Source organism: Halobacterium sp. NMX12-1 (assembly GCF_040435975.1).
Lineage (GTDB): Archaea > Halobacteriota > Halobacteria > Halobacteriales > Halobacteriaceae > Halobacterium > Halobacterium hubeiense.
The window spans coordinates 19,176-40,476 of record NZ_CP159204.1; the positions used below are offsets into that span (position 1 = coordinate 19,176).

21 protein-coding genes are annotated in these 21,301 nt (G+C 64.5%); 10 read left to right on the plus strand and 11 right to left on the minus strand.

All coding sequences use genetic code 11. The annotated features are described in order from the left end of the window. The first annotated feature begins 60 nt into the window (after positions 1-60). Together ABSL23_RS01355 and ABSL23_RS01360 are read left to right on the plus strand one after the other, a co-directional pair. Positions 61-498, plus strand: coding sequence for a universal stress protein (locus tag ABSL23_RS01355; RefSeq protein ID WP_353634468.1), 438 nt, complete (start codon positions 61-63; stop codon positions 496-498). After that, positions 491-2,725 (plus strand): amino acid permease, encoded by a 2,235-nt coding sequence (locus ABSL23_RS01360; protein ID WP_353634469.1) that lies wholly within the window; start codon positions 491-493, stop codon positions 2,723-2,725. Before ABSL23_RS01355 ends, ABSL23_RS01360 begins: the two co-directional genes overlap by 8 nt. Before the next feature lie 47 nt (positions 2,726-2,772). On the opposite strand, the gene ABSL23_RS01365 is transcribed toward ABSL23_RS01360, so the two are convergent. The 3 genes from ABSL23_RS01365 to trkA all read right to left on the minus strand — a co-directional run bounded on the left by ABSL23_RS01365 (position 2,773) and on the right by trkA (position 5,999). Then, on the minus strand, positions 2,773-2,985 hold the full coding sequence (locus ABSL23_RS01365) for a hypothetical protein (protein ID WP_353634470.1): 213 nt from the start codon (positions 2,983-2,985) through the stop codon (positions 2,773-2,775). Between the two features lie 88 nt (positions 2,986-3,073). Further along, positions 3,074-4,636, minus strand: a complete 1,563-nt coding sequence (locus ABSL23_RS01370) for a TrkH family potassium uptake protein (protein WP_353634471.1) — start codon at positions 4,634-4,636, stop codon at positions 3,074-3,076. 19 nt (positions 4,637-4,655) lie between these two features. Then, the gene (gene trkA / locus ABSL23_RS01375) at positions 4,656-5,999 is read right to left on the minus strand and encodes a Trk system potassium transporter TrkA (RefSeq protein WP_353634472.1); all 1,344 of its coding nucleotides are present in this window, start codon (positions 5,997-5,999) and stop codon (positions 4,656-4,658) included. Between the two features lie 157 nt (positions 6,000-6,156). On the opposite strand from trkA, the gene ABSL23_RS01380 reads away from it, so the two are divergent. Then, on the plus strand, positions 6,157-7,077 hold the full coding sequence (locus tag ABSL23_RS01380) for a M48 family metalloprotease (protein WP_353634473.1): 921 nt from the start codon (positions 6,157-6,159) through the stop codon (positions 7,075-7,077). Here the strand turns inward: ABSL23_RS01380 and ABSL23_RS01385 are convergent. Beyond that, a complete protein-coding gene (locus tag ABSL23_RS01385; RefSeq protein ID WP_353634474.1) occupies positions 7,061-8,269 on the minus strand; it encodes an ABC transporter substrate-binding protein in 1,209 nt (402 codons plus the stop codon). The genes ABSL23_RS01380 and ABSL23_RS01385 overlap by 17 nt on opposite strands. Before the next feature lie 173 nt (positions 8,270-8,442). Between ABSL23_RS01385 and ABSL23_RS01390 the strand changes: the two genes are divergently transcribed. The 5 genes from ABSL23_RS01390 to phoU are packed head-to-tail and all read left to right on the plus strand — an operon-like array spanning position 8,443 to position 13,964. Then, positions 8,443-9,594, plus strand: coding sequence for a PstS family phosphate ABC transporter substrate-binding protein (locus ABSL23_RS01390; protein WP_353635394.1), 1,152 nt, complete (start codon positions 8,443-8,445; stop codon positions 9,592-9,594). 51 nt (positions 9,595-9,645) lie between these two features. Further along, entirely contained in the window at positions 9,646-10,779 is a 1,134-nt protein-coding gene (gene pstC, locus ABSL23_RS01395) for a phosphate ABC transporter permease subunit PstC (RefSeq protein ID WP_353634475.1), read from the plus strand. Then, positions 10,779-12,386, plus strand: coding sequence for a phosphate ABC transporter permease PstA (gene pstA, locus ABSL23_RS01400; protein WP_353634476.1), 1,608 nt, complete (start codon positions 10,779-10,781; stop codon positions 12,384-12,386). Before pstC ends, pstA begins: the two co-directional genes overlap by 1 nt. After that, on the plus strand, positions 12,379-13,284 hold the full coding sequence (gene pstB / locus ABSL23_RS01405) for a phosphate ABC transporter ATP-binding protein PstB (RefSeq protein WP_353634477.1): 906 nt from the start codon (positions 12,379-12,381) through the stop codon (positions 13,282-13,284). The genes pstA and pstB overlap by 8 nt, the downstream gene beginning before the upstream one ends. 5 nt (positions 13,285-13,289) lie before the next feature. Further along, positions 13,290-13,964 (plus strand): phosphate signaling complex protein PhoU, encoded by a 675-nt coding sequence (gene phoU, locus ABSL23_RS01410; protein ID WP_353634478.1) that lies wholly within the window; start codon positions 13,290-13,292, stop codon positions 13,962-13,964. Positions 13,965-14,152: 188 nt separating this feature from the next. Here phoU and ABSL23_RS01415 read toward each other — a convergent pair whose 3' ends face one another. Further along, the gene (locus tag ABSL23_RS01415) at positions 14,153-14,443 is read right to left on the minus strand and encodes a winged helix-turn-helix domain-containing protein (protein WP_353634479.1); all 291 of its coding nucleotides are present in this window, start codon (positions 14,441-14,443) and stop codon (positions 14,153-14,155) included. A 127-nt stretch (positions 14,444-14,570) separates the two neighbouring features. Here ABSL23_RS01415 and ABSL23_RS01420 point away from each other — a divergent pair, with 127 nt between their 5' ends. Next, positions 14,571-15,533 carry a DNA methyltransferase gene (locus tag ABSL23_RS01420; RefSeq protein WP_353634480.1) on the plus strand — a complete coding sequence of 321 codons (963 nt, stop codon included), beginning with the start codon at positions 14,571-14,573 and terminating at the stop codon, positions 15,531-15,533. Here the strand turns inward: ABSL23_RS01420 and ABSL23_RS01425 are convergent. From ABSL23_RS01425 to ABSL23_RS01440, 4 genes are all read right to left on the minus strand, one after another. Then, complete coding sequence (locus tag ABSL23_RS01425; RefSeq protein WP_353634481.1) at positions 15,530-16,360, minus strand: hypothetical protein; 831 nt, start codon at positions 16,358-16,360, stop codon at positions 15,530-15,532. The two genes, ABSL23_RS01420 and ABSL23_RS01425, sit on opposite strands and share 4 nt — an antisense overlap. Next, a complete protein-coding gene (locus ABSL23_RS01430) occupies positions 16,360-17,100 on the minus strand; it encodes a hypothetical protein (protein WP_353634482.1) in 741 nt (246 codons plus the stop codon). The genes ABSL23_RS01425 and ABSL23_RS01430 overlap by 1 nt, the downstream gene beginning before the upstream one ends. Positions 17,101-17,291: 191 nt before the next feature. After that, complete coding sequence (locus ABSL23_RS01435) at positions 17,292-17,957, minus strand: site-specific integrase (RefSeq protein WP_353634483.1); 666 nt, start codon at positions 17,955-17,957, stop codon at positions 17,292-17,294. A 352-nt stretch (positions 17,958-18,309) separates the two neighbouring features. Then, positions 18,310-18,567, minus strand: coding sequence for a hypothetical protein (locus tag ABSL23_RS01440; RefSeq protein ID WP_353634484.1), 258 nt, complete (start codon positions 18,565-18,567; stop codon positions 18,310-18,312). Between the two features lie 146 nt (positions 18,568-18,713). On the opposite strand from ABSL23_RS01440, the gene ABSL23_RS01445 reads away from it, so the two are divergent. Next, positions 18,714-19,691: a hypothetical protein gene (locus ABSL23_RS01445; protein ID WP_353634485.1), complete on the plus strand. Its 978-nt coding sequence runs from the start codon at positions 18,714-18,716 to the stop codon at positions 19,689-19,691. A gap of 122 nt (positions 19,692-19,813) precedes the next feature. On the opposite strand, the gene ABSL23_RS01450 is transcribed toward ABSL23_RS01445, so the two are convergent. Then, positions 19,814-20,149 (minus strand): hypothetical protein, encoded by a 336-nt coding sequence (locus tag ABSL23_RS01450; RefSeq protein ID WP_353634486.1) that lies wholly within the window; start codon positions 20,147-20,149, stop codon positions 19,814-19,816. Between the two features lie 198 nt (positions 20,150-20,347). Continuing rightward, the gene (locus tag ABSL23_RS01455) at positions 20,348-21,268 is read right to left on the minus strand and encodes a metallophosphoesterase (RefSeq protein ID WP_353634487.1); all 921 of its coding nucleotides are present in this window, start codon (positions 21,266-21,268) and stop codon (positions 20,348-20,350) included. Between the last annotated feature and the right edge of the window lie 33 nt (positions 21,269-21,301).

Genomic DNA, 21,301 nt, shown 5'->3' on the forward strand with positions numbered 1-21,301 from the left:
TTTCACGCAGTACTCCCGTAGGAGCGGGTGCTCGCGCGCCGCCCGGAACAGGTGGTTGCGGTGGGTGACCTCCTCGAACTGGTCGTCGTCCCCGTCGCCAGCGAGGGCGACGCGCAGACGACGATGGACGCGGTCTTACCGCGCGTCCGCGAGGCCAGCGGCCGAGTCGTCGCCGTCCACGTCGTCGAGAAGGGCGGCGGCACGATTGACAAGGCCAGCGTCGAACAGCGCGAGGCGTACGCCGAGGGCGTCTTCGGGGTCGTCGAGGACGCCTGCGCCGACGCGGGCGTCACCTGCGAGACGGACCTCCGCTTCGACACGGACGTCGTCGACGGCATCTTCGACGCCGCCCGCGACCACGACGCCAGCGCAGTCGCGTTCACACCCCGCGAGAGCAACCGCTGGCTCGACCTGCTGACCGGCGACCACGCCCGCGACATCGTGAAGCGAGCCGACCTCCCGGTCGTCGTACTCCCGGCGGAGGACGCGAATGAGTGACCAGGAGCTCGCGAAGGACCTCGGGCCGCTGGCGGCGCTGACCATCGGCGTCGGGACGATGATCGGCGCCGGCATCTTCGTGCTGCCGGGGGCCGCCGTCAGGGACGCGGGGCCGCTGTCCGCGCTGGCGTTCCTCGCCGGCGGCGGCATCGCGTTGCTGACGGCGCTGTCCGCCTCCGAACTGGGCACCGCGATGCCGAAAGCCGGCGGCGCGTACTACTACGTCAACCACTCGCTGGGGCCGCTGTTCGGCTCCATCGCGGGGTGGGCGAACTGGATGGGGCTGGCGTTCGCCTCCGCGTTCTACATGTTCGGGCTCGGGAAGTACGTCGTCACGTTCGTCTCGGTGCCGAGCGTCTCGCTGGGGCCGCTGACGCTGGTGCCCGCGCAAGTCGTCGCGCTGTTCGGCGCCGCCTTCTTCGTCGGCGTGAACTACGTCGGCGCGAAGGAGACCGGCGGCCTCCAGAACGTCATCGTCGTCACGCTCGTCGCCATCCTCGCGGTGTTCACCGCCGTCGGCGCGTTCAACGCCGACCTCGACTCGCTGTTCCCGCTCGTCCGCGAGGGGAAGGGCTTCGCGCAGGTCCTCCCGGTGACGGGGATGGTGTTCGTCTCCTATCTGGGGTTCGTCCAGATTACGAGCGTCGCCGAGGAAATCAAAGACCCCGGGAAGAACCTCCCGCGGGCGGTCATCGGCAGCGTCGTCCTCGTGACGTTCATCTACGCGCTCGTGTTGCTGGTGGTGCTCGCGGCGGTGCCGAACGAACTCGTCGCCGGCAACGACACCGCGGTCGTGGACGTCGCGCGCCGCCTCATGGGGCCGGCGGGCGCCGTCGCGTTGCTGTTCGGCGGGCTGCTCGCGACCGCCTCCTCGGCGAACGCCTCGATTCTGGCGTCCTCGCGCATCAACTTCGCGATGGGGCGGGACAAGCTCGTCTCCGACAGCCTGAACACGATTCACGACCGGTTCGCGACGCCGTACCGCGCAATCGGGCTGACCGGCGTGTTCATCCTCGTGTTCGTGCTGGTCGGCAACCTCGAGACGCTGTCGACGATGGGGAGCACTCTCCACCTCGTCATCTACGGCCTGCTGAACGTCGCGCTCGTTGTGATGCGGACCGTGGACCCGCCCGAGTACGACCCCGACTTCCGCGTCCCGTTCTACCCGGCGACGCCGATTCTCGGCGCCATCACGTCGTTCGCGCTCATCGCGTTCATCAACCCGACCATCATCGCGGCGACCGCCGCGTTCGTCGCGTTCGCCGCGGCGTGGTACCTCGTGTACGCGCGCTCGCGGGCGACGAAGACCGGCATCCTCTCGCAGTACCTCCAAGCGAACCCCGAGCGCGCGCCCGACGCCGCGGTGTCCGCCGCGGAGTCGCTGGCCCCGGACGGCTCGGACTACCGCGTGCTCGTGCCGCTGGCGAACCCCGAGAACGAGACCGAACTCATCACGCTGGGCGCCGCCGCGGCGAAGGCGAACGCCGGCCGCGTCGTCGCCGTCCACGTCGTCCAGGTGCCCGACCAGACCAGCCTCGCGTACGCCAACGACCACCTCGACGAGTTCACGGACGCCGCCGGGAGCGAGCGCCTGCTGGAGAACGCGCGCGCCGACGCCGAGGACTTCGGCGTCCCCGTCGAGACCCACACCATCCTCTCGCATCGCTCCTTCGAGGAGCTCTTCGACGCCGCCGAGACCCACGACGCCGACCTGCTCGTGATGGGATGGGGGCCGGACAGCCACGGGTCGCCCGGCCGCGCGGAGTCCGCGGTTGACGAGCTCGCCGGCGACCTGCCGTGTGACGTGCTCGTGTTCAAGGACCGCGGGTTCGACCCCTCGCGCGTGGTCGTGCCGACCGCGGGCGGCCCGGACAGCGAACTCAGCGCCGCCGTCGCGCGCTACCTCCGCGAGCAGTTCGACAGCGAGGTCACGCTGCTGCACGTCGCCGACGACACCGCGGCCGGCCGCGAGTTCCTCGAGACGTGGGCCGACGAGCAGGGCCTCTCGGACGCCGAGTTGCGCGTCGAGTCCGGGGACGTCGAGGACGCCATCGCGGCCGCCGCCGAAGACGCGTCGATGCTCGTCGTCGGCGCGACAGAGCGCGGCCTCCTCGAACGCCTCGTCACGGGGTCGCTGGTGCTGGACGTCGTCGACGAGGTGGACTGCTCGGTCGTCCTCGCGGAGCAGCAACGGAGCCGGTCGCTGCTCGAACGGCTGCTCGGCTGACCAACTTCGAGTAGCGCACAACCCGCTGCATCACCGAGTCCGGGCGCTCAGTCACCGCGCTCTTCCTCGATTTCTTCGGCGCGCTCGCTCACCTCGGAGAGCTCGCGGACCCGCTGGCCGTCCGACCCGCCGTGGCCGATTCGGACGGACAGGTCAAGCGGGGACGGGACGAAGCGGCCCTCGGACTCCTCGCCGGACTCCTCGGCGTCCTCGTCGCCCCCGAACAGCGCGAGGAACACCTCCCAGACGCTGCGAGCCATGCGTCGCCCTACGAGTTGTCAGACAGTAAGTGTGTCTCCCGCGCCGACGGACGCTCGGTCGGACGGGAGAACCGAGTCCGGGCGGTCGCTAGGACTTCCAGTACGCCCGCGTCAGCAACACGAGCACGGGCAACACTTCCAGCCGACCCACCCACATCAGCCCGACCATCAGCAGTTTCGTGGTCGCGGGGAGGAACTCGTAGAACCCCATCGGGCCGACGAGCCCGAACCCGGGACCGACGTTCCCGAGGGTCGCGGCGACCGAACTCATCACTTCCAGCGCGGTCAGCGACTCCTCGATGCGCGTGGCGTCGATGGCGACGAAGACGGTGGCGCCGACGAACAGCGCGAAGTAGACCGCGGTGAACGCGTAGATGCCGCGGACGGCGTCCTCGTCGAGCGCGCGGCCGCCGAGTCGGACGGGCTCGACGGCCTCGGGGTGGATGGTCACGAACAGCTCGCGCTTGAGGCTCTTGAGGATGACCAGCCACCGCACCATCTTCACCGCGCCGCCCGTGCTGCCCGCGCTCCCGCCGAGGAAGATGGCGATGAACAGCACGTACTGGCTGGCCGCCCCCCAGTCGGCGAAGTTCATGCTCGCGTACCCCGTGGTGGTGACGATAGAGGCGGCCTGGAAGGCGGCGTGGCGAAGCGACGCTTCGAGGTTGCCGGCGATTGGGCCGACGGCGGTGTCCAGCATCGGCCCCGTGAACAGCAGGCCCGCCAGCAGCGCGGTGACGGTGCCGACGACGCCGACGTAGAAGCGGAACTCCGAGTCGCCGAACAGGGCGTCGGTGTCGCCGGTCAGCGCCTGCCAGATGAGTGCGAAGTTCGTCCCCGCCGCGAACATGAACGGCACGATGACCCACTGGACGATGCCCGAGAACGCCTCGATGGAGCGCGCCTCCGGGCTGAATCCGCCGGTCGCCATCGTCGTGAGACCGTGCGCGACCGCGTTGTACAGGCCCATGTTGGGCGCGTGGCCGGTGCGGTGGAGGCCGTACAGCAACACGACTTCGAGGAGGGTGATGCCGGCGTACGCCAGCCACAGCGCCCGCGCGGTCTCCGCGATGCGGGGCGTGAGCTTCTCGATGCTCGGCCCGGGCGCCTCGGCCTCCATCAGTTGCGCGCCGCCCACGGAGAGCTCGGGGAGGATGGCGACCGCGAGCACGACGATGCCCATGCCGCCGAGCCACTGCGTGAGCTGGCGCCACAGCAGGATTGCGTGCGAGTGCGTCTCGAAGGAGATGTCCTCCATCACCGTCGCCCCCGTCGTGGTGAACCCGCTCATCGTCTCGAACAGCGCGTTCACCGGGCCGCCGAGCGCCGACCCGGGCGCGGTCGCCGCCGCGACGCCGGGGACGCCGTGGGCGGCGAACAGGTACGGGAGCGCGCCGACGACGCTCGCCGCGAGCCACGTCAGCGCGACCATCAAAAAGCCCTCGCGCGCGCCGAGGTCCGTTGGGTCGCCGACGCGTTCGAGCGCCGACCCCGCGGCGAACGCGACGGCGATGGTCGCGACGAACGCCGCCAGCCCGCCGTCGCCGTAGTAGAGCGCGACCGCCAGCGGCGCCAGCAGCGGCACGGTCAGCCACTTCACGACGGTGCCGACGAGCGCGAGGCTGGCCCGCCAGTCCACGCGGACGGTCATCGTCTCACCTGTCCGGCGCTCATAGTTTCGACGTGACTTCTTCGAGCGCGTCTGCCTGCACGAACGCGACGACGTGGTCGCCGGCCTCGACGACCGTGCTCCCCCGCGGCGTCACGTACTGGCCGTCGCGCGTAATCGCGCCCACGACGACGCCGGCGGGCAGGTCGGCCATCACGTCCTGGATGGTGCGCCCCGCGAGCACGCTGTCCTCGTCGACCTCCACCTCGACGACCTCGGCGCCGCCGGGTTCGATGATGGCGACGTTCTCCGCGCGGCGCTCCCGCGTGAACCGCGTAATCTCCTCGGCGGTGACGCGGCGCGGGTTGACCGCGACGTCGACGCCGACCGTCTCAAAGAGGTCGACGTAGCGCGCCTGCTCGACGACCGCGATGGTTCGCTCGGCGCCCTCGCGCTTCGCCAGCAGCGCCGCCAGCAGGCTGCGCTCGTCGCTGCCGACCGTCGCGATGACGACGTCGGCGTCCTTGATGTGCTCGCGGGAGAGGAACTCGGGGTCGGTCGCGTCGTGGGAGTAGACGGTCACGGACGGCAGAAGCTCCGCGAGCTCGCGCGCGCGGGCCTCGTCGAACTCCACGATGCGGACCGAGACGCCGCGCTCGACGAGCTTCTCGGCGGTGAGCTTGCCGGTCGTCGAGCCGCCGACGATAACGACGTCCTCGACCTCGCTGGCGGCGCTTTCGGGGTCGAGTGCGCGCGCGAACTCGCGGACGCTGACGGGTCGCCCGACGACGACCACGCGGGCGTTCCCCTCGATGACGGTGTCCCCGCGCGGCACGCTGGCGTGGTCGGCGCCCTCCGGGATGACGGCGACGAACGTCAGCTCGTCGAAGCGGTCGGCTTCCGCGACCGTCTCGCCGGCCAGCGGGCTGTCCTCGGGCACCTCGAACTCCGCCATCTGAATCGACCCGCCCGCGAACGGGTCGACGTCGCGGGCGGTCGGCAGGCCGACGACGCGGACGATGGCTTCCGCCGCCAGCAGGTCCGTACACACCATGAAGTCCACGCCGAACGCGCCGTGGTGCTCGCGCCACGTGTCCAGGTAGTTCGTGTCCTCCACGCGCGCGATGGTGAACGCCTCGCTGACGGTGTCCACGGTCGCGCACGTCGCGAGGTTCGTCTCGTCGTCGTCCGTGCTCGCGATGACGACGTCGGCCTTCTCGACTTCGGCCTCGCGGAGGACGTCGAGGTCGGTGCCGTCCCCGGTGACCGCGAGCACGTCCTCGGAGTAGGTCAGCGACTCGACGCGCTCCGGGTCGACGTCGACGACCACGACCTCGTGGGCGTCGGAGAGACTGCTGGCGATGCTCGACCCGACCTCGCCGGCGCCGACGACGAGAATGCGCATCAGTTCGCCACCCCTTCGTACATGCCCGGTAGGTGAGCCGCCTCCGTGAATAGCGCTTCGGAAGGGCGGCGCACCGCTACGGCGACGCGAACGCCGGTCGAAGCGGAGTGGTGGAGCTGCCGACAGCCGTTTGTGGCCACCGGAGCTATCTTCGGACATGAGCGTCGGCCGTCGCCTCCTGATGGTGCTCGTCGGCGTCGCCGCCCTCGTCTGGCACGCCGTCGCCGCGGCGGTCGTGCTGTGGGCGCTCGTCGTCGTCTTCTCCGCGGACGTCCCGCCGACGACCGCGCTCGGCGTCGTGGCCGCCGTCACCGTCGTGCTGGGCTACCTGAACTACCGCGTCGGCACCGCGCGCGTGCTCGCGCAACTGCACGCCGTCCCGCTGGAGCCGCGGAGTGCGCCCCGGGCGTACCGCGTGCTCGAAACGCTCGCGGACCGCATGGGCGTCGAGCCGCCGACGCTGTACGTCGCCCGGATGCCCGTCCCGAACGCGGTCAGCCTCGGCGGCCCCGGCGGCGCGGTCGTCTTCGACGAGTCGCTGTTCCGCATCCTCAGCGCCGCGGAGTTCGAGGCCGTGCTCGCCCACGAGCTCGCGCACATCGAGAATCGGGACAGCCTCGTGCAGTCGCTGTCGTTCGCGGTCGGGCGCACGCTCGTCGGGTTCCTCGCGGTGCTCGTGTTGCCGGCGGCGCTTTTGGCGCGCGGCTGGAACCGCCTGTTCGCGTGGGCGCGGGGCCGCCCGGACGCCGCCTCGGAGGCGGCGCTGCACGAGCGCATCGGGCGGCTGGTGCTGGTCGCGTTCGTCGCGCTCACGCTGGTCGTTCGCGCGCGCTCGCGGAAACGGGAGTTCGCGGCCGACGACCGCGCGGTCGAGGTCACCGGGGACCCGCTCGTGCTGGCGCGCGCACTCCGGAAGCTACAGCGCGCCCGCGAGCCACGGGGGCTACTGGCGCCGCTGTCCGGGCGTCGAGAGGAGCCGGACAGCCAGCGGTGGTTCTCCACGCACCCCGCGATGGACAACCGCATCGAGCGGCTCCGCCAGCGGGCCGAGAAGGAGGAGATCAGGCGCCGTCGGTGACGATGCTGGCGACGCGCTCGCGGTCGAACAGCCGCTCGTCTTCGGGAATCTCGGGGTAGTGGTCGCCGTCCTCGTAGTCGGGCCACTCGCCGAAGACGTCGGGGTAGAGCTGCTTGGCGGTCATCTCTATCTGGAAGAGGTTCATCAGCGGGCCCTGGTAGCGCATCCCGGACGCGTAGACGCGGTCGTTCTCGACGGCCGACAGCGTCCCGCCGGCCTCGCTGTTCCGGAGGCTCTCCCGCACCGAGGCCATGTCGTAGCGGGGGGTCGCTCCCCAGAGGTTGAGGATGACGTCGGGGTCGGCTTCGAGCATCGCCTCGTAGCCGACCGACCCCCAGAAGTTCGACCACTCCCGGTCGGCGAAGACGTCGTTGGCGCCCAGCGGCCGGGTGTCGGCGTACCAGTAGCCGGGCTTGTTGAGGTGGTACGTGTAGAAGGTGCCCTGCGAGTAGGTCGCGCGGGCGACCGTCGGGCGCTCGTCTTTCGGCGGGAGGTCGGCTTCGATGGTCGCGAGGAGGTCGTCGTAGACCCCGCGGAGCGCTTCGGCGCGCTCGCGCTCGCCGAAGACGTCGGCGACGCGGCCGAACACCTCCCAGAGCGTGTAGTACTCGTAGGCGTCGCGGTACTGCTCGGGGGGCTGGTCGCGGGTGCCGCTGTAGAAGTTCCCGAACCACGGGCCGACGTTGGCGGCGATGTCGTCGGCGTCCCCGACCGACCAGTTGTCCTGCGTGACGAGGTACGCGGGGTCGAGGAAGTGGACGTCGCTGTCGAGGCTGTACAGCTGCTCCTCGCTGATGCCGTCGCCGTAGGGGTCCGGGAGGTCCTCCCAGTCGAAGGAGACGCCGTCGAGGCGCTCGTAGTAGTGGTTCATCGTCGTCCCGGACATCTCCGGGACGTAGATGGAGTTGACGGCGTCGCCGTGGCCGAGCGCGACAGCCATGTCGGCGTACTGCGGGAACACCACGAAGACGTCCTCGGGCGGTTCGTCGAGGGTGATTTCGCCGACCGGCGCCATGGACGCCGTCAGCGAACTGTCGGCGGTCGTCCCGCTGGTCGTGCCCGCGTTCGTGGTCGTCGCGTCACTGTCATCGTCGCCGGAGCCGGTGCAGCCGGCGAGCAGGCCGGCGGCGGTCGCCGCGCCCGCCCCCTTGAGGTACTGTCGTCGCGTGAACGGCCGTCGTTGCTCTCCCATAGATTTTAGGCTTCCCTAAACGAATATAGGGGTTGGGATTTCTCCCGGCGGCGCCCGCCGAACTATATAGCAATCTGTGAGAGATGCTCACAAACCGTCGGCTACGCTCCCGTCACAGCAGTATATATCACTCATATTATAGTTCATATAGTGGAATGTCTTCCGTCCACGTGATGGCGCAGGATTCGACGCGTCTGTCCGACCTCGTATCGCGGCGGAAATTCATCGCGACTGCCGGCGCCGCAGGCGTCGCGACGGTCGCGGGCTGTTCGAGCGGGGGCGACGGCGACAACGGGGGCGACACCAGCGAGCCGACCACCGCGGACACCGGCAGCGGCCAAGAGACGACCGCCGGCGAGCAGTCCAGCGAGATGGACACCAGCGTCCTGACCGGCGACGGCTCCTCGACGGTGTTCCCCATCACGAACACCGGCGCGAGCTACTGGAACTCCAACCCCGAGGCCGGCGACGGCGACTACTGGCCGACCGAGTGGGCCGACGAGTACGGCACCGACATGCGCCTCGCGGACTACTTCGCCAGCCAGTACGGCTACGAAGCCACGGGCGAGCGCTCGAACCCGCCGTTCCGCGTGAGCATCGCCCTCAGCCACTCCGGCACGGGCATCGAGGGCGTCATGGAGGGTCGCGTCGACATCGGGGACGCCAGCGCGTCCGCCGCCGACGAGCTCCCCGACGCCGACGACAGCACGCTCGACGACTTCGTCGACCACGTCGTCGGCGTCGACGGCCAGCCCATCGTCGTCAGCCGCGAAATCAGAGACGCCGGCGTCGAGAGCATCACCATCGAGGAGCTCCGACAGATCTACCGCCAGGAGATTACGAACTGGTCGGAGCTCGGCGGCCCGGACCGCGAGATTCTCGCGCTCGGCCGGGCCGAGGGCTCCGGGACGGACACCTCGTTCCGCGCGAACGTCTACGGCGACCCCGAAGCCCCCATCAGCCCCGACCAGCGCTTCGGTCAGAACCAGCAGCTCCAGCAGGCGATTTCGCAGGCCGACAACGCCATCGCGTACATCGCGCTGGCGTTCGTGCAGCCGGACGGCGACGTCCCGCCGCTGGACCTCGTCATCGACGGCACCACGTACTCCTACGGCGACAACCTCGGCGCGGCGGAGTACCCGCTCTCCCGCGACCTGCACGCCTACACCTGGCAGGACACCTCCCGGAAGGAAGCCGCGTTCATCAACTTCGTCCTGAGCGACTTCGGCCAGGAAATCTTCGTGCAGGGCAACGACTACTTCGCGCTGCCCGACGACCGGCTCCAGACCCAGCGCGAGAAGGTCGCGCCGTCGAACTACGAGTAAACCCCGGCTGCCGCGGTCGCCCGCGGCCGTCTCGACACACGCTTTATACACATGACTCAGTTACTCGGACGAACGCGAGAGTTGCCGACGCGGCTCCGCGCGTCCGTCACGCGGCGCGTCGAAGCCACGAGACAGTGGGCGCACAACTACCGGTCCCGGACGCGGGACGGCGCCATCGCGATGCACGCGCTCGTGTTCGCGTCCGTGCTCGCGACGTTCCTGCTGTTCCTCGCCGGCTCGGCGTGGACCGTCCTCCCCGTCCTCGCGTTCCTCGCCGCGATGGGCGTCGGCTGGTCCCGCTATCAGGCCGAGGCCGCGAAGGCGCTGACGTTCCTGACGACCGTCGCGACGGTGTCGATACTCTCGCTCATCATCGCGTTCCTCCTGATTCGGTCCGAACCCATCGTCGCGCACATGGGACTGGACGTGCTCACGCGCATCGAACAGCCGCTGTGGACGTCCAGCCAGGGCGGCGTCTACTCGCTGACGCCGATGATGGTCGGGACCGCCGTGACGACGGTCATCGCGACGCTCGTCGCCGCGCCGGTCGGCATCGCGGGCGCGGTGTTCGTCAGCGAAATCGCGCCCCGGCGCGTCCGCGAAGTGGTCAAGCCCGGCATCGAGCTGATGGCCGGCATCCCCTCTATCACGTACGGGTTCATCGGGCTCACCATCCTCAACCAGTACTTCTACGCGGAGTTCCGGACGCCGACCATCGGGACGTACTTCGCGGCCGGCCTGATGATCGGCGTGATGGCGCTGCCGACAGTCGTCACCGTCGCCGAGGACGCGCTCAACGCCGTCCCCGAGTCCATCAAGAGCGGCGCGCTCGCGATGGGCTCGACGCCGTGGCAGACCACCAAGAGCGTCACCATCCCCGCGGGCCTCTCGGGCGTCTCCGCGGGCGTCCTGCTCGGCGTCGGCCGCGCGATGGGCGAGACGATGGCCGCGACCGTGATGCTCACGCACACGAAGGGGTTCCCGTCGCCGATGTTCGACGTGTTCTCCAGCTACGGCGAGACGCTCACGACCGTCATCGCCTTCGAGGGCGGGAACGCCAGCGGCCTCCACATGAGCGCGCTGTTCGCGGGCGGCGTCGTGCTGTTCGGGATGGTGATGTTGCTCAGCGTCGGCTCCCAGTACGTCGAGTGGCGGATGCACCAGAAGCTCGGGGGTGAGCGCTGATGAGCAACGTCCGGCGCAACCGCCTCGTCGCCGGCGACTCGCGGACGAGCGCGCTCGTCGCCCGGGGCGTGCTCGCCGTCTCCGCGCTGGCGTTTCTCGCGTCGTGGCTGGTCCTCCTCCAGTGGGTCGGCGAAACCACGCCCGTCGCTGGCGTCTCCGTGCTGAAGCTGCTGGGCGTCGCCCTCGCGGCCGCCGGCGGCGGCCTCGCGGTCGTCGGCGTCGGCTCCCGGCTCGAATACTTCCAGAGCACGCCGTCCGCGAGCGCCGGCCTCCCGGTCGGCGTCGTCTTCGGGCTGCTGTGGGCGGTTCTCGGCGGCCTCCTCGCCACGCGACTGCTCGGGAACGGGCTGGTGGTGTGGCTCCCCGTCGCCGCCGCGTTCGGCGTCGCCGGCCTGCTCGCGTCGGTGCTCCCGCGCGAGGACGTCGGCTCGACGCTCCCCGTCGCCGCGATTCTCGCGTTGCTCGGCGGCTACGTCGCCGTCGGCGGCATCGACGCCGGCTGGACGTGGGAGCCGTCGTGGTCGTCGGCCGTGTTCCCCGGGAGCGAACTCGTCCCGCTGCTCGTCGTCTTCGGCTCCCTGTTGAGCGCGTGGAGCGCCGCGAAAGCCCGCGAGGGCTTCGGCGCGGAAGGCCGGCAGGCCGGTGCGTACTACCTCGTCGGCTCGGTCGTGTTCGCGATGCTCGGCGTGCTCGCGCTTCTGGTCGCGTTCATCGTGAAGAACGGCCTCGAAACGATGCTCACGGGCACGAGCCTGACGGGCGGTCACCTCACGCTCCCGTTCGTCGGAGTCGCCGTGCCGTGGGCGGAGTTCCCGTTCCTGATGAACCAGACCGGCGGCCTCTACGTCGAGATTCCCGGCGTCCTCCCCGCCGTGATGGGGACGCTGTGGCTCGTGTTCGGCGCGGTCCTGTTCGCCGTCCCGCTGGGCATCGGCGCCGCCGTCTTCCTCACCGAGTACGCCGAGCGCGGCCGGTTCACGCAGGTCGTCGAGGTCGCGACCAACGGCCTCTGGAGCACCCCGAGCATCGTCTTCGGGCTGTTCGGGCTGGCGTTCCTCGTGCCGCGCATCAGCGGCGGGAACTCCATCTTCGTCGGGCAGCTCGTGCTCGGGTTCATGCTGTTGCCGCTCGTGCTCATCACGAGCCGCGAGGCCATCCTCGCTGTTCCCGACGCGCACCGCGACGCCAGCGCCGCGCTCGGCGTCACCAAGTGGGAGACAATCCGCAGCGTCGTCCTCCCCGCGGCGATGCCCGGCACCATCACCGGCGTCATCCTCGGCGTCGGCCGCATCGCCGGCGAGACCGCGCCGCTGCTTCTGGTGTTCGGCGGGTCGCCGTACCCCTCCACCTACCCGAACGTCCTCGGGAGCTTCGCGTTCAGCGCCCAGCCGCCGTTCGTCACCAACGACGCGCTGCTGTCGCCGGCGAGCGCGCTCCCCTACCAGCTCTACTCGACGATTACCGCCGGCCAGTTCCCCAAGGAGATTTTCACCGACACCGAGTTCGGCTGGGGGACCGCGCTCGTCCTACTGGGCGTCGTCCTCGCCCTCTACGCCGTCGGCGTCGGCAGCCGGCTCTACTTCCGGAGGAAGCTACACCATGAGTGAAACCGAAGCAGTCCACGAACCCAGCGAGCCCGCACAGCAACTGACCACCAGCGGCGAGAGCGACGAGCGCGTCCGCGAGGAGTGGACCGAGTACGACTTCAACGGCGACGCCAAGCTCGCCGTCGAGGACCTCGACGTCCACTACGGCGACGAACAGGCGCTCCAGAGCGTCTCACTCGACGTCCCCGAGGAGAGCGTCACCGCGCTCATCGGGCCGTCGGGCTGCGGGAAGTCGACGTTCCTGCGGTGCCTGAACCGCATGAACGACCGCGTGAAGAGCGCGCGCATCGACGGCTCCGTGCGCCTCGACGGCGAGGAAATCTACACGGACGGCGTCAACCTCGTGGAACTCCGCAAGCGCATCGGCATGGTGTTCCAGGAGCCCAACCCGTTCCCGAAGTCCATCCGGGACAACATCTCCTACGGTCCCCGCAAGCACGGCGACCTCGACACCGGCCTGCTCGCGCGCCTGCTCGGCCGCGACGACCGCGAGGACGAGGACGAACTCGTCGAGCGCGCGCTCAGGCGCGCGGCGCTGTGGGACGAGGTGAAAGACCGCCTCGACGACAACGCGCTCGGGCTCTCCGGCGGCCAACAGCAGCGCCTCTGCATCGCGCGGTGTCTCGCCGTCGACCCCGAAGTCATCCTGATGGACGAACCCGCTTCGGCCCTCGACCCCATCGCCACCGCGAAAATCGAGGACTTAATCGAGGAGCTCGCCGAAGACTACACGGTCGTCGTCGTCACGCACAACATGCAGCAGGCCGCCCGCATCAGCGACCAGACCGCGGTGTTCCTCACGGGCGGCGAGCTCGTGGAGTACGGCGACACCGACCGGATATTCGAGAACCCCGAGAGTCAGCGCGTCGAGGACTACATCACCGGCAAGTTCGGGTGACTGGCGTGCCACGAGAGGAGTTCCAGCAGTCCCTCGACGACCTCCGCGCCGGCGTCACCAAGATGGGCGACCTCGTTCTCGGTCGCCTCGACGACGGCCTCGACGCGCTCGAACGCGGCGACGACGACCTCGCGCGAGCGGTCATCGACGGCGACGACGACGTCAACGACCGCTACCTCCAGCTGGAGGGCGAGTGCATCGACCTGTTCGCGCTCCAGCAGCCCGTCGCCGGCGACCTCCGCTTCGTCGCCGCGTCGTTCAAGATTCTCACCGACCTCGAACGCGTCGGCGACCTCGCGACGAACTTCGGGCGGTACGCGCTCGCCACCGACGACGCCCGCCGCGTGGACGTGGACGTCGTCGACGTCGGCCGGGACGCCCGCGCGCTCGTCGCGGACGCCCTCGCCGCGTACGCCGCCGAAGACGTCGACGCCTGCTACGAGGTCGCCGAACGCGACGACGAGATCGACGCGCTCTGTCAGGCCGCAAGCGAGCGCGTCGTCCGCGACCTCATCGAGCGCGAAGCCGGCGACGACCCCTGGCAGACCGAAGCGCTGATGGACGACGTCTCCCGGCTTTTGCTGACGATTCGGGACGTCGAGCGCGTCGGCGACCACGCGGTCAACGTCGCTGCGCGCACGCTGTACGCCGTCGAGAGCGACCCCGAACTCGTCTACTGACACGCAGGCCTTTCTCCGCTCGTCGCTACCGCTGGTCAGTTGAGCGCGCGAAGAAAACGTGGTCGTCAGCGATGCGAGCGGTGGCCGGCCCACCGAGTGTTCGGCGCGAGGTCAGTCGCCGCCGCCGAACATCTCCCGCATCATCCGTATTCTGGGGACACATTGGGCACCCATTCAGCGACTACAAATCACGGGTCCGGTTCGACCATACTGCTCTCAATCATGAACTCCCAACACTCTTCGCCGCGGTCAGTGAGAGCGTACAATCGGCCTTTCGTCTGCTTTTCTGGGACAAGCAACTCGACCAGGCCTTGGTCCCGCAGGTCATCGACAGCGTCGCTCACTCGGGAGTACGGACGGTCAGTGTCGTTCTTCAGCTCTTTGGGGATCGCGGGTGACTGGGCGAGTCGCCGCATTACGGCTACGCGGTGCTTCGACCCTTTCACGTACCCGGCGTCTGCTGCGGCTGTCCCGCCCATCGATGTTACGTCAATTTACCCCGTCGTGGCTTATTACTGACTACAGGATAACTCGATGAGATTCGGTATACTTACACACCCGTGGAATAGCATAGGTACTAAGATGGCGCAAGGGAAGATACGACCAATGAGCTACGATCTGATTAACGGGAATTCCTTCGAGGTCCTTGAAGAGGAGTTCCCCGATAATCATTTTCACGCTGTCGTCACCGACCCACCGTACGGGGTGATCGAATTCACCGAGCAAAACGTCGAGAAGATGCGCGACGGCGTCGGCGGTGTCTGGCGCATCCCTCCAGAACTCGACGGGAACGAACGCAAACCCCTGCCTCGATTCACCGTACTCGATGAGTCAGACAAGGAGATGCTGCAAGAGTTCTTCCACAAACTCGGTAACGTCCTCGAATCAAAACTCCGGCCGGGCGGGCACGTGTTCATCGCTTCTACCCAGCTGCTGATGCACTACGTGAGCAACGGGTTCGACGACGCCGGTCTCGAACGCCGTGACGTACTGGTCCGGGAGACGAAGACACTCCGCGGTGGAGACCGGCCGAAGGGGGCGCATGACCACCCGGAATTCAAAGATGTGTCCTCGATGCCGCGCGTGTACTGGGAACCGTGGCTACTGTACCGGAAACCGTTCGACGGGAAACTCACCGAGAACCTAGAAGAATGGCAAACCGGCGGTCTCCGGCGAGAGTCTGATGACCGACCATTCACCGACCTGCTCGAAGACGGGAAGACACCGAAGGCAGAGACAGAGATCGTTCGGAACTCGCACCCGGGCGATGAAGACGAGAAAGAAGCGCATCCAAACCTGAAACCACAGTACCTGATGCGGGAACTTTGCCACGCCGCGCTCCCGTTGCAGGAAGGGACAATACTCGACCCGTTTATGGGGAGCGGTGCGACTATTGCGGCCGCGCACGCCCTCGGGTACGACGCGGTCGGGATCGAACTCGATGGCACCTTCTATCAGATGGCAGAAAACGCGATCCCCCAGCTCGCGGACGTCGACACGCCTGTCGAAGATCGTCCGGACTTCGACCACATCGACAAGGATTCAGCGTCGCTGGCGGACTTCAGCTAACTCTCCCCGCACTCACCGCGGCTTTGGTGCGACGACACCCCGCGGTCGTTCTTGAAGAAACGTCCACAGTCGCTACAGAGGTTTGACCCGTCCGCGGCCGGGAACAGATCGGGGTTGTCGTTGCGGAACTCGTCGTCGAAGAGTGCGTGAATGCGTTTGTACAGCGTATTCCAGTCACCGTCTCGTGATTGCGGGATACCGTCCCGTGTCTGATACACCGGGTTCTTCCGAAGCTCGTGCAGGGCTTCAGTCGGGAGTGTCGTCGTGTTCGTCCGGTTCGAATCTTCACCACTCGGTTGCTCCTCCCAGTCGTCTTCGTTCATCGAGGCGATACGCACGCTGAGAATCGATATCGGGGGAACGTCGTCCGGAGTTCGACCGCGGGCGTTGATGTTGTAGTGAATCCCCATCACCCAGCCTTCGACGTTGTGGTGAGCAGTGATCGTGCCGTCGCGGGACGCCTTCACTTCGACTCCAGGTACAGCTTCATCTTTCGCCTTGTCGGGGAAGTCGTCGGGCCACGTCCGGCTTCCCCTCGTGTAGTGAATGTCCGGGTACCCGTCGTCGGACGGGTTGAGTTCGAGACCGTCGTTCGGGTCCACCAAGGCGCGCGTGATCCGGTCGCTGACGAATCCGCCGATAGCGTTGTTCGCTCTGAACTGTTCGTGGAACCGTCCGTACCCTTCGTCGATATGCCACTCGTTGACTTTGTACCAGTAGTCGTACACGGACTGGATTGCGTCCGCGACTTCCCTGGCCGTTAGTGAGTACGGGAGCGTGGCTTTGTCCGCGTTGATGAACCGCGAGTCAACTCGGGGTCGGTTCATCAGTCGTCTCCGAGCTCAGTCTGTTCGGTCACGTATTCAGGGTTCTGCTCGGCGAAGACCGGGTTGAACTCGGCGTGATTCCGCCGGTACCGCTCACGCGGCTTGGCGCGACCGGTGATATACTCCGGGTCCTCGTAGATCGGGTTCGACCGGAGTTTGTCCATGCCGGATTTGATGATCGACGAAGTGATTGTCCGGCGGGAGTCGCCGCTCCGACCAGAGTGACTCCAGTCATCCTCGTTGAGGTTCGCTGCGAGGATCTGGACGAATCTGATTGGGGCCATATCTTCGATGTCCGCCTCGGGATCGCCGCGTTCGTAGCGGAAGACGATGAACCAGGCTTCCTCGTTGTTGTGCGCCTGCCAGCCGCCGTTCGACTTCGAGCACTTCGTCTCGATGCCGTGCTCGCCGTGATGCACCTCGAAGTCCTGTTCGGCATACGCGTCGTGATTCGTAGGGAGTAAGTCGGGGAACCCGTCGGGTTTTTGGTTGACAATGAGCGCGTCCGTACAATTCGCCAGCTCCTCCGTCGCGGCGTTGCCGATGAAGTCGCTGAGCGCGTTGTTAGCGCGAAGAACGGTTTCAATCCGACCGTGGTCCTCTCGCATCAGGAACCTGTTGAGGTCGTCGTAGAAGTCGTAGAAGCCTTTGATAGCGTCTCGTACTTCGTCTGGGGTGACTCCGTACGGGAGTTCCGCATCTGGGTTAAAGAACCGTTCGTGAAATTCAGGGGTTTCCATCTACATGCTTGTCTGATGTAGAGTTGATATACGTAGTTTAATACGGTTTGAGTCTGATTGCTCCTCTTTACTTACATAATACCACTGTTACCGTGGAATGAGGTCGTTGACCACAGCCTGGAAAAGCAACCCAAAGGCGTTTCAAGCGTTCTAATGTCCGGTTTTCAACTATAACTACGAGATTTTCGGGATTAGGATTGCTGCCGTAGTGTTCGGCCGACAGGGATGAGGTGGTTCTGCGAGTCTCCAGTGTCAACCGACTCACCACCCAGGAACTCGACCTTCCCACGTTCGCGTTTCATCGCCTCCGGGGAGAACTCTCCCAGGTAGTGCTTTCTGAAGGTCTCCCAGTCTTTCCAACCACCCCAGCTCATCACTACAGTCGGGAGCACACCCTGCTCTAACAGGCGTGTGCCCCATGTTCGCCGCAAGTCGTGGTAGGACACTTCCAGCCAACCGTCGTCTCCTGTCGCCCCGTGACGCCGCTCAGCCGCTCTCTGAACCCACCGATTCAGCGTTTTCGGTGTGACATTGACCACGGTCTCGTCGGGATCGATGTCGTTGAGATCGGCGAGTGTTTCGATCTCGATGGCTAGCCGTTGCGGGATCGGTGTCTCTCGATACACGTCGCGTTTGGACTGGTTTTCCCAGACTCGAAGCCAGTGTCCGCCGGGGCCTTGTACGGTGTCTACTGGTCGGGATAGACTGGCTTCCTCACGGCGAAGTCCTGCGCGTGCGCCGAGTTTCGTTCCGACGCGCTGACCTGGGCCTTCAACTTCATCGATGAGTGACTGTAACTCGTCGTCACTGAGCCATACTCGATACCCGTCTGTTTCGTTGAATGGTTGGAGTCGCATTGTTCGCTACAATTGATTGGTGACTATCCGCCGGGTTAACGACCCTTGGGCGGGTGTCGCTAAAGTCTACTCTACAGACAACAGTTCGTGAATGATAGGGGGTAAACGCTTGCAATACGACCCGGTTCACCCTCGATCATGGGCGAGAATAGGGGATTCTCGGACACCCACTGCACCGGAATTCTGCTCGACTGACTGAGCTGGGAACTCAACTGGAAATGCCGGAGCGCGAAAACTATTGTTTGGACCCTCGCTATAACCCAAGAGCGGTTGGCTATGAACCACTGTAGTAAGATTCTTATTCTACCAGATGCCTCCAGAGGCTGGTACCCGATGAGCGATTTACGATCCGTTATCCTATTTCGTTTTCAATCTGCCGGACAGCAATTGATAACTGTTGGCCGACGGACCCATCTCCAAAAACATACGTTGCGGCCTTAGGGGTCGGTTTATCTTTTTGCACCGTCATCCGGATGAATTCTCGAATGGGATCCTCCCCGTAGCTTCGGGCGATCCGGTTGAGTATCTTTCCGCTCTCATCGTTGGGATTCCGGGACTTATCCAATGCCCGACGGGTGACGCGACGGGCATACTGTACGTCAGCGTCCATCTCAGGTTAAATAGCCCCTCGAAATAACTTGAACGTCTGTATTTTTGATCAGGCCCTCACTCGTACACGGGTGTTGTCAGCCAGCAAGTCACGTAGATAGACGGGATTTATCCCGTACACAGGAATACCTAAAGTGAAACTCGCATATGGAGTATCCTAGAACAACGAAGGACGACATTGAGGATGGTGAGTTAATCAGTATCATCAGCAAGGTCGTTCATTCACAAGCCTTTGACGATGGAAATGAGCTATACCACCTGCAGGATGCCAACGGAAACGAGCTTACGTTAAAGATCTGGTCCGGTGAAACCGACAAATATGACATCGAGACGGAGACGTGGTATATGATAAATGACGCCGAGGGCGACGTCTTCCAAGGGGAGCGGAATCTTGGTTCGAATCGAGGGAAGATGGAGGTAGTTGCTCTTGATGAAGCTCCTGAATTCGTAGATGTTCAGGTGGAGGAGGAATTTGGCGAGTTAGTAGAAGGAGGGATTCTCGCGCTGGATATTGAAACAATTTCTACGGTGTCTGAACAGGAGATTGATCTGAATAACTCCGACCATGTGGAGTTATTATGTATTGGGGTTGGTTTCGCACCAGAGGTTGGCGCGCCCGGTAGCTCCAGTGTCCTGTTCAGACAAGGATCTGAGATTGCCGATGAAGTGGACTTACTCCAACGATTCTGTGACTATGTGGAAAACTACAGTCCAGAGCAACTTCTTCTCTTCAAAGGTGACTTCGATATCCAGCACCTCCGTGGGCGTGCAGAACGGGTTGATTCAGGATCTGGGATTAGTGACCGCGTCAGTGATTTGTTTGATCAGCATAGGATAATAAACCTCGATCCGCCAGGGAGTCTGGAGGACAATGCGGAGGTCGGAGAAACGTACTGGGACATATACAAGCACTCTCTGAACCCCTCACAGTGGAGAGAAGGCCATCCCAGATACCGTGGTGATGTGGATGACCCAGCAGTCACGAACAAAGACATACCATACTTCGGAGAGCGGTACCTCGAATTATCTGATGAAACTAATCGGTCACGTGAATACCGCGCTCTCCACGAACTCCTCCGACATTATACAGTAGCCGACATCGAACCGCTCTTCAAGATGGTCTAGCGGAGATCTCTGGCTTGTTCAGACTCTTTCGATGAGTAGTTACAACAGCTGTCGCAGCGCGAATCGGTCGCAAGCGTGGGTGAATGTGGAGGACAAGAAAACACTGCGTGCAGAGGGCCTACTCATAACTCGAACCCATCCTTCGCACAGATCACTTCCTCGTACCGGTCATCAGTCGGATTATACATATCTTCCGTGTCTGGCATGATCTTATCTGAACCGTGTACTGAGTTAGGTCCCTCAGTTACCTCTACCGAGTTTATCGCCTCCAGATTGAAGGTCCGCCAGAACGGCATACTTCCCGACTCGCTGGTTCCTCCTACTTGAACTCCTCCTACCGAGATCTTCCCTTCCTGTGATCTGAGTACAATAAACGGTTTTATTTCTCGTTGGTGTCCACCGTACTCGAATTTGAGAAATTCATCATCCTTAATGGCATCACAGATTTGCTCTTCCATTATGGGCAAAGTATGCCCAGTCGATTATAAGTAACTTCATCTTCGCAAATAGGGTCCCTTCAGACATTACCAATGCATCTAGACGAATGCTGGAGGCCTACTGGCACTGACCTTCTTTGTCTCGCACACGCCTGTACGGAGAGATTTAACACACCGGCTCTCGCATAATTAACGGTCGAGGGAGTACTATATCCGCTGTTAGAGGGGCTTTCGCTTCACATTCAGACTCCGGTCGGTTACAGAAATAAGCTCAACACTCGGGCTAAGACTATCACGAGATTCACCGAGGCGTGCAGTGGAACCTCCAGCAAAGGCCTGAAGCTTATCGATGCGACATTTGGACCGAGTATGAACATGTCCAGTGACAAGGAGGTCTATCGGGGTGTCGACGTCTTCTTTGAGATCTTGAACTGAGCAATCCGGATTGACGCTTTCTGTGAACGGGTCTAGCGATTGATGCACACAAAGCATCGACGGCACATCATCTGGTGCCTGTTCAACATCAGGGACAAAATCAGTCCAGTCTGATTGATGGTCGATCCCGTACACAGCGAGCATATCTCCAATCATCTCGTACCGCGGACCAAGGTGGACGGCTAAACTGTTGTCAGCGAATCGCTCCATAATTTGTCGCCCCGCTTGTCGTTCATGATTGCCATAAATGAAGTAGAAGGGTATTCCGGCTTCTGCTAAAGCAGTCAATTTCTCCCGACAAGTGGAGACATCCTCTGAATCAATGCCACCCCCAGGATTGTGGAAAAGGTCTCCTCCGTGAACAACCGCATCAACGTCCAGTCTAATCGCCTGTTTGATTGCTTCAGAAAAACCTGTAGCAGGTGATACAGACCAAGAGGATCCACCGTAGCTGTGGGTGGTCTTTCCGAGATGACTATCTGTTAAGTAGAGCAGTTCTACGGTTTCTCTATTCCATTTTTGTCCAAGGTGGTCAACACCGAGGGAAGAGGTTCCGTGGGGTACTGTCCCAGATGGCCACTCATTTGCAGTGACTCCACTGAGCCGATACCAGTGTCCTTCTTTCCAATCACAGTTTTTGCCCTCTTCCGAGCTGCTCCAGATGATGACTTGGAACCGGGTTCCTTGGATGTCTTCGACACTCAATTCATACACACGGTTTTCCACATCTGGCTTTGA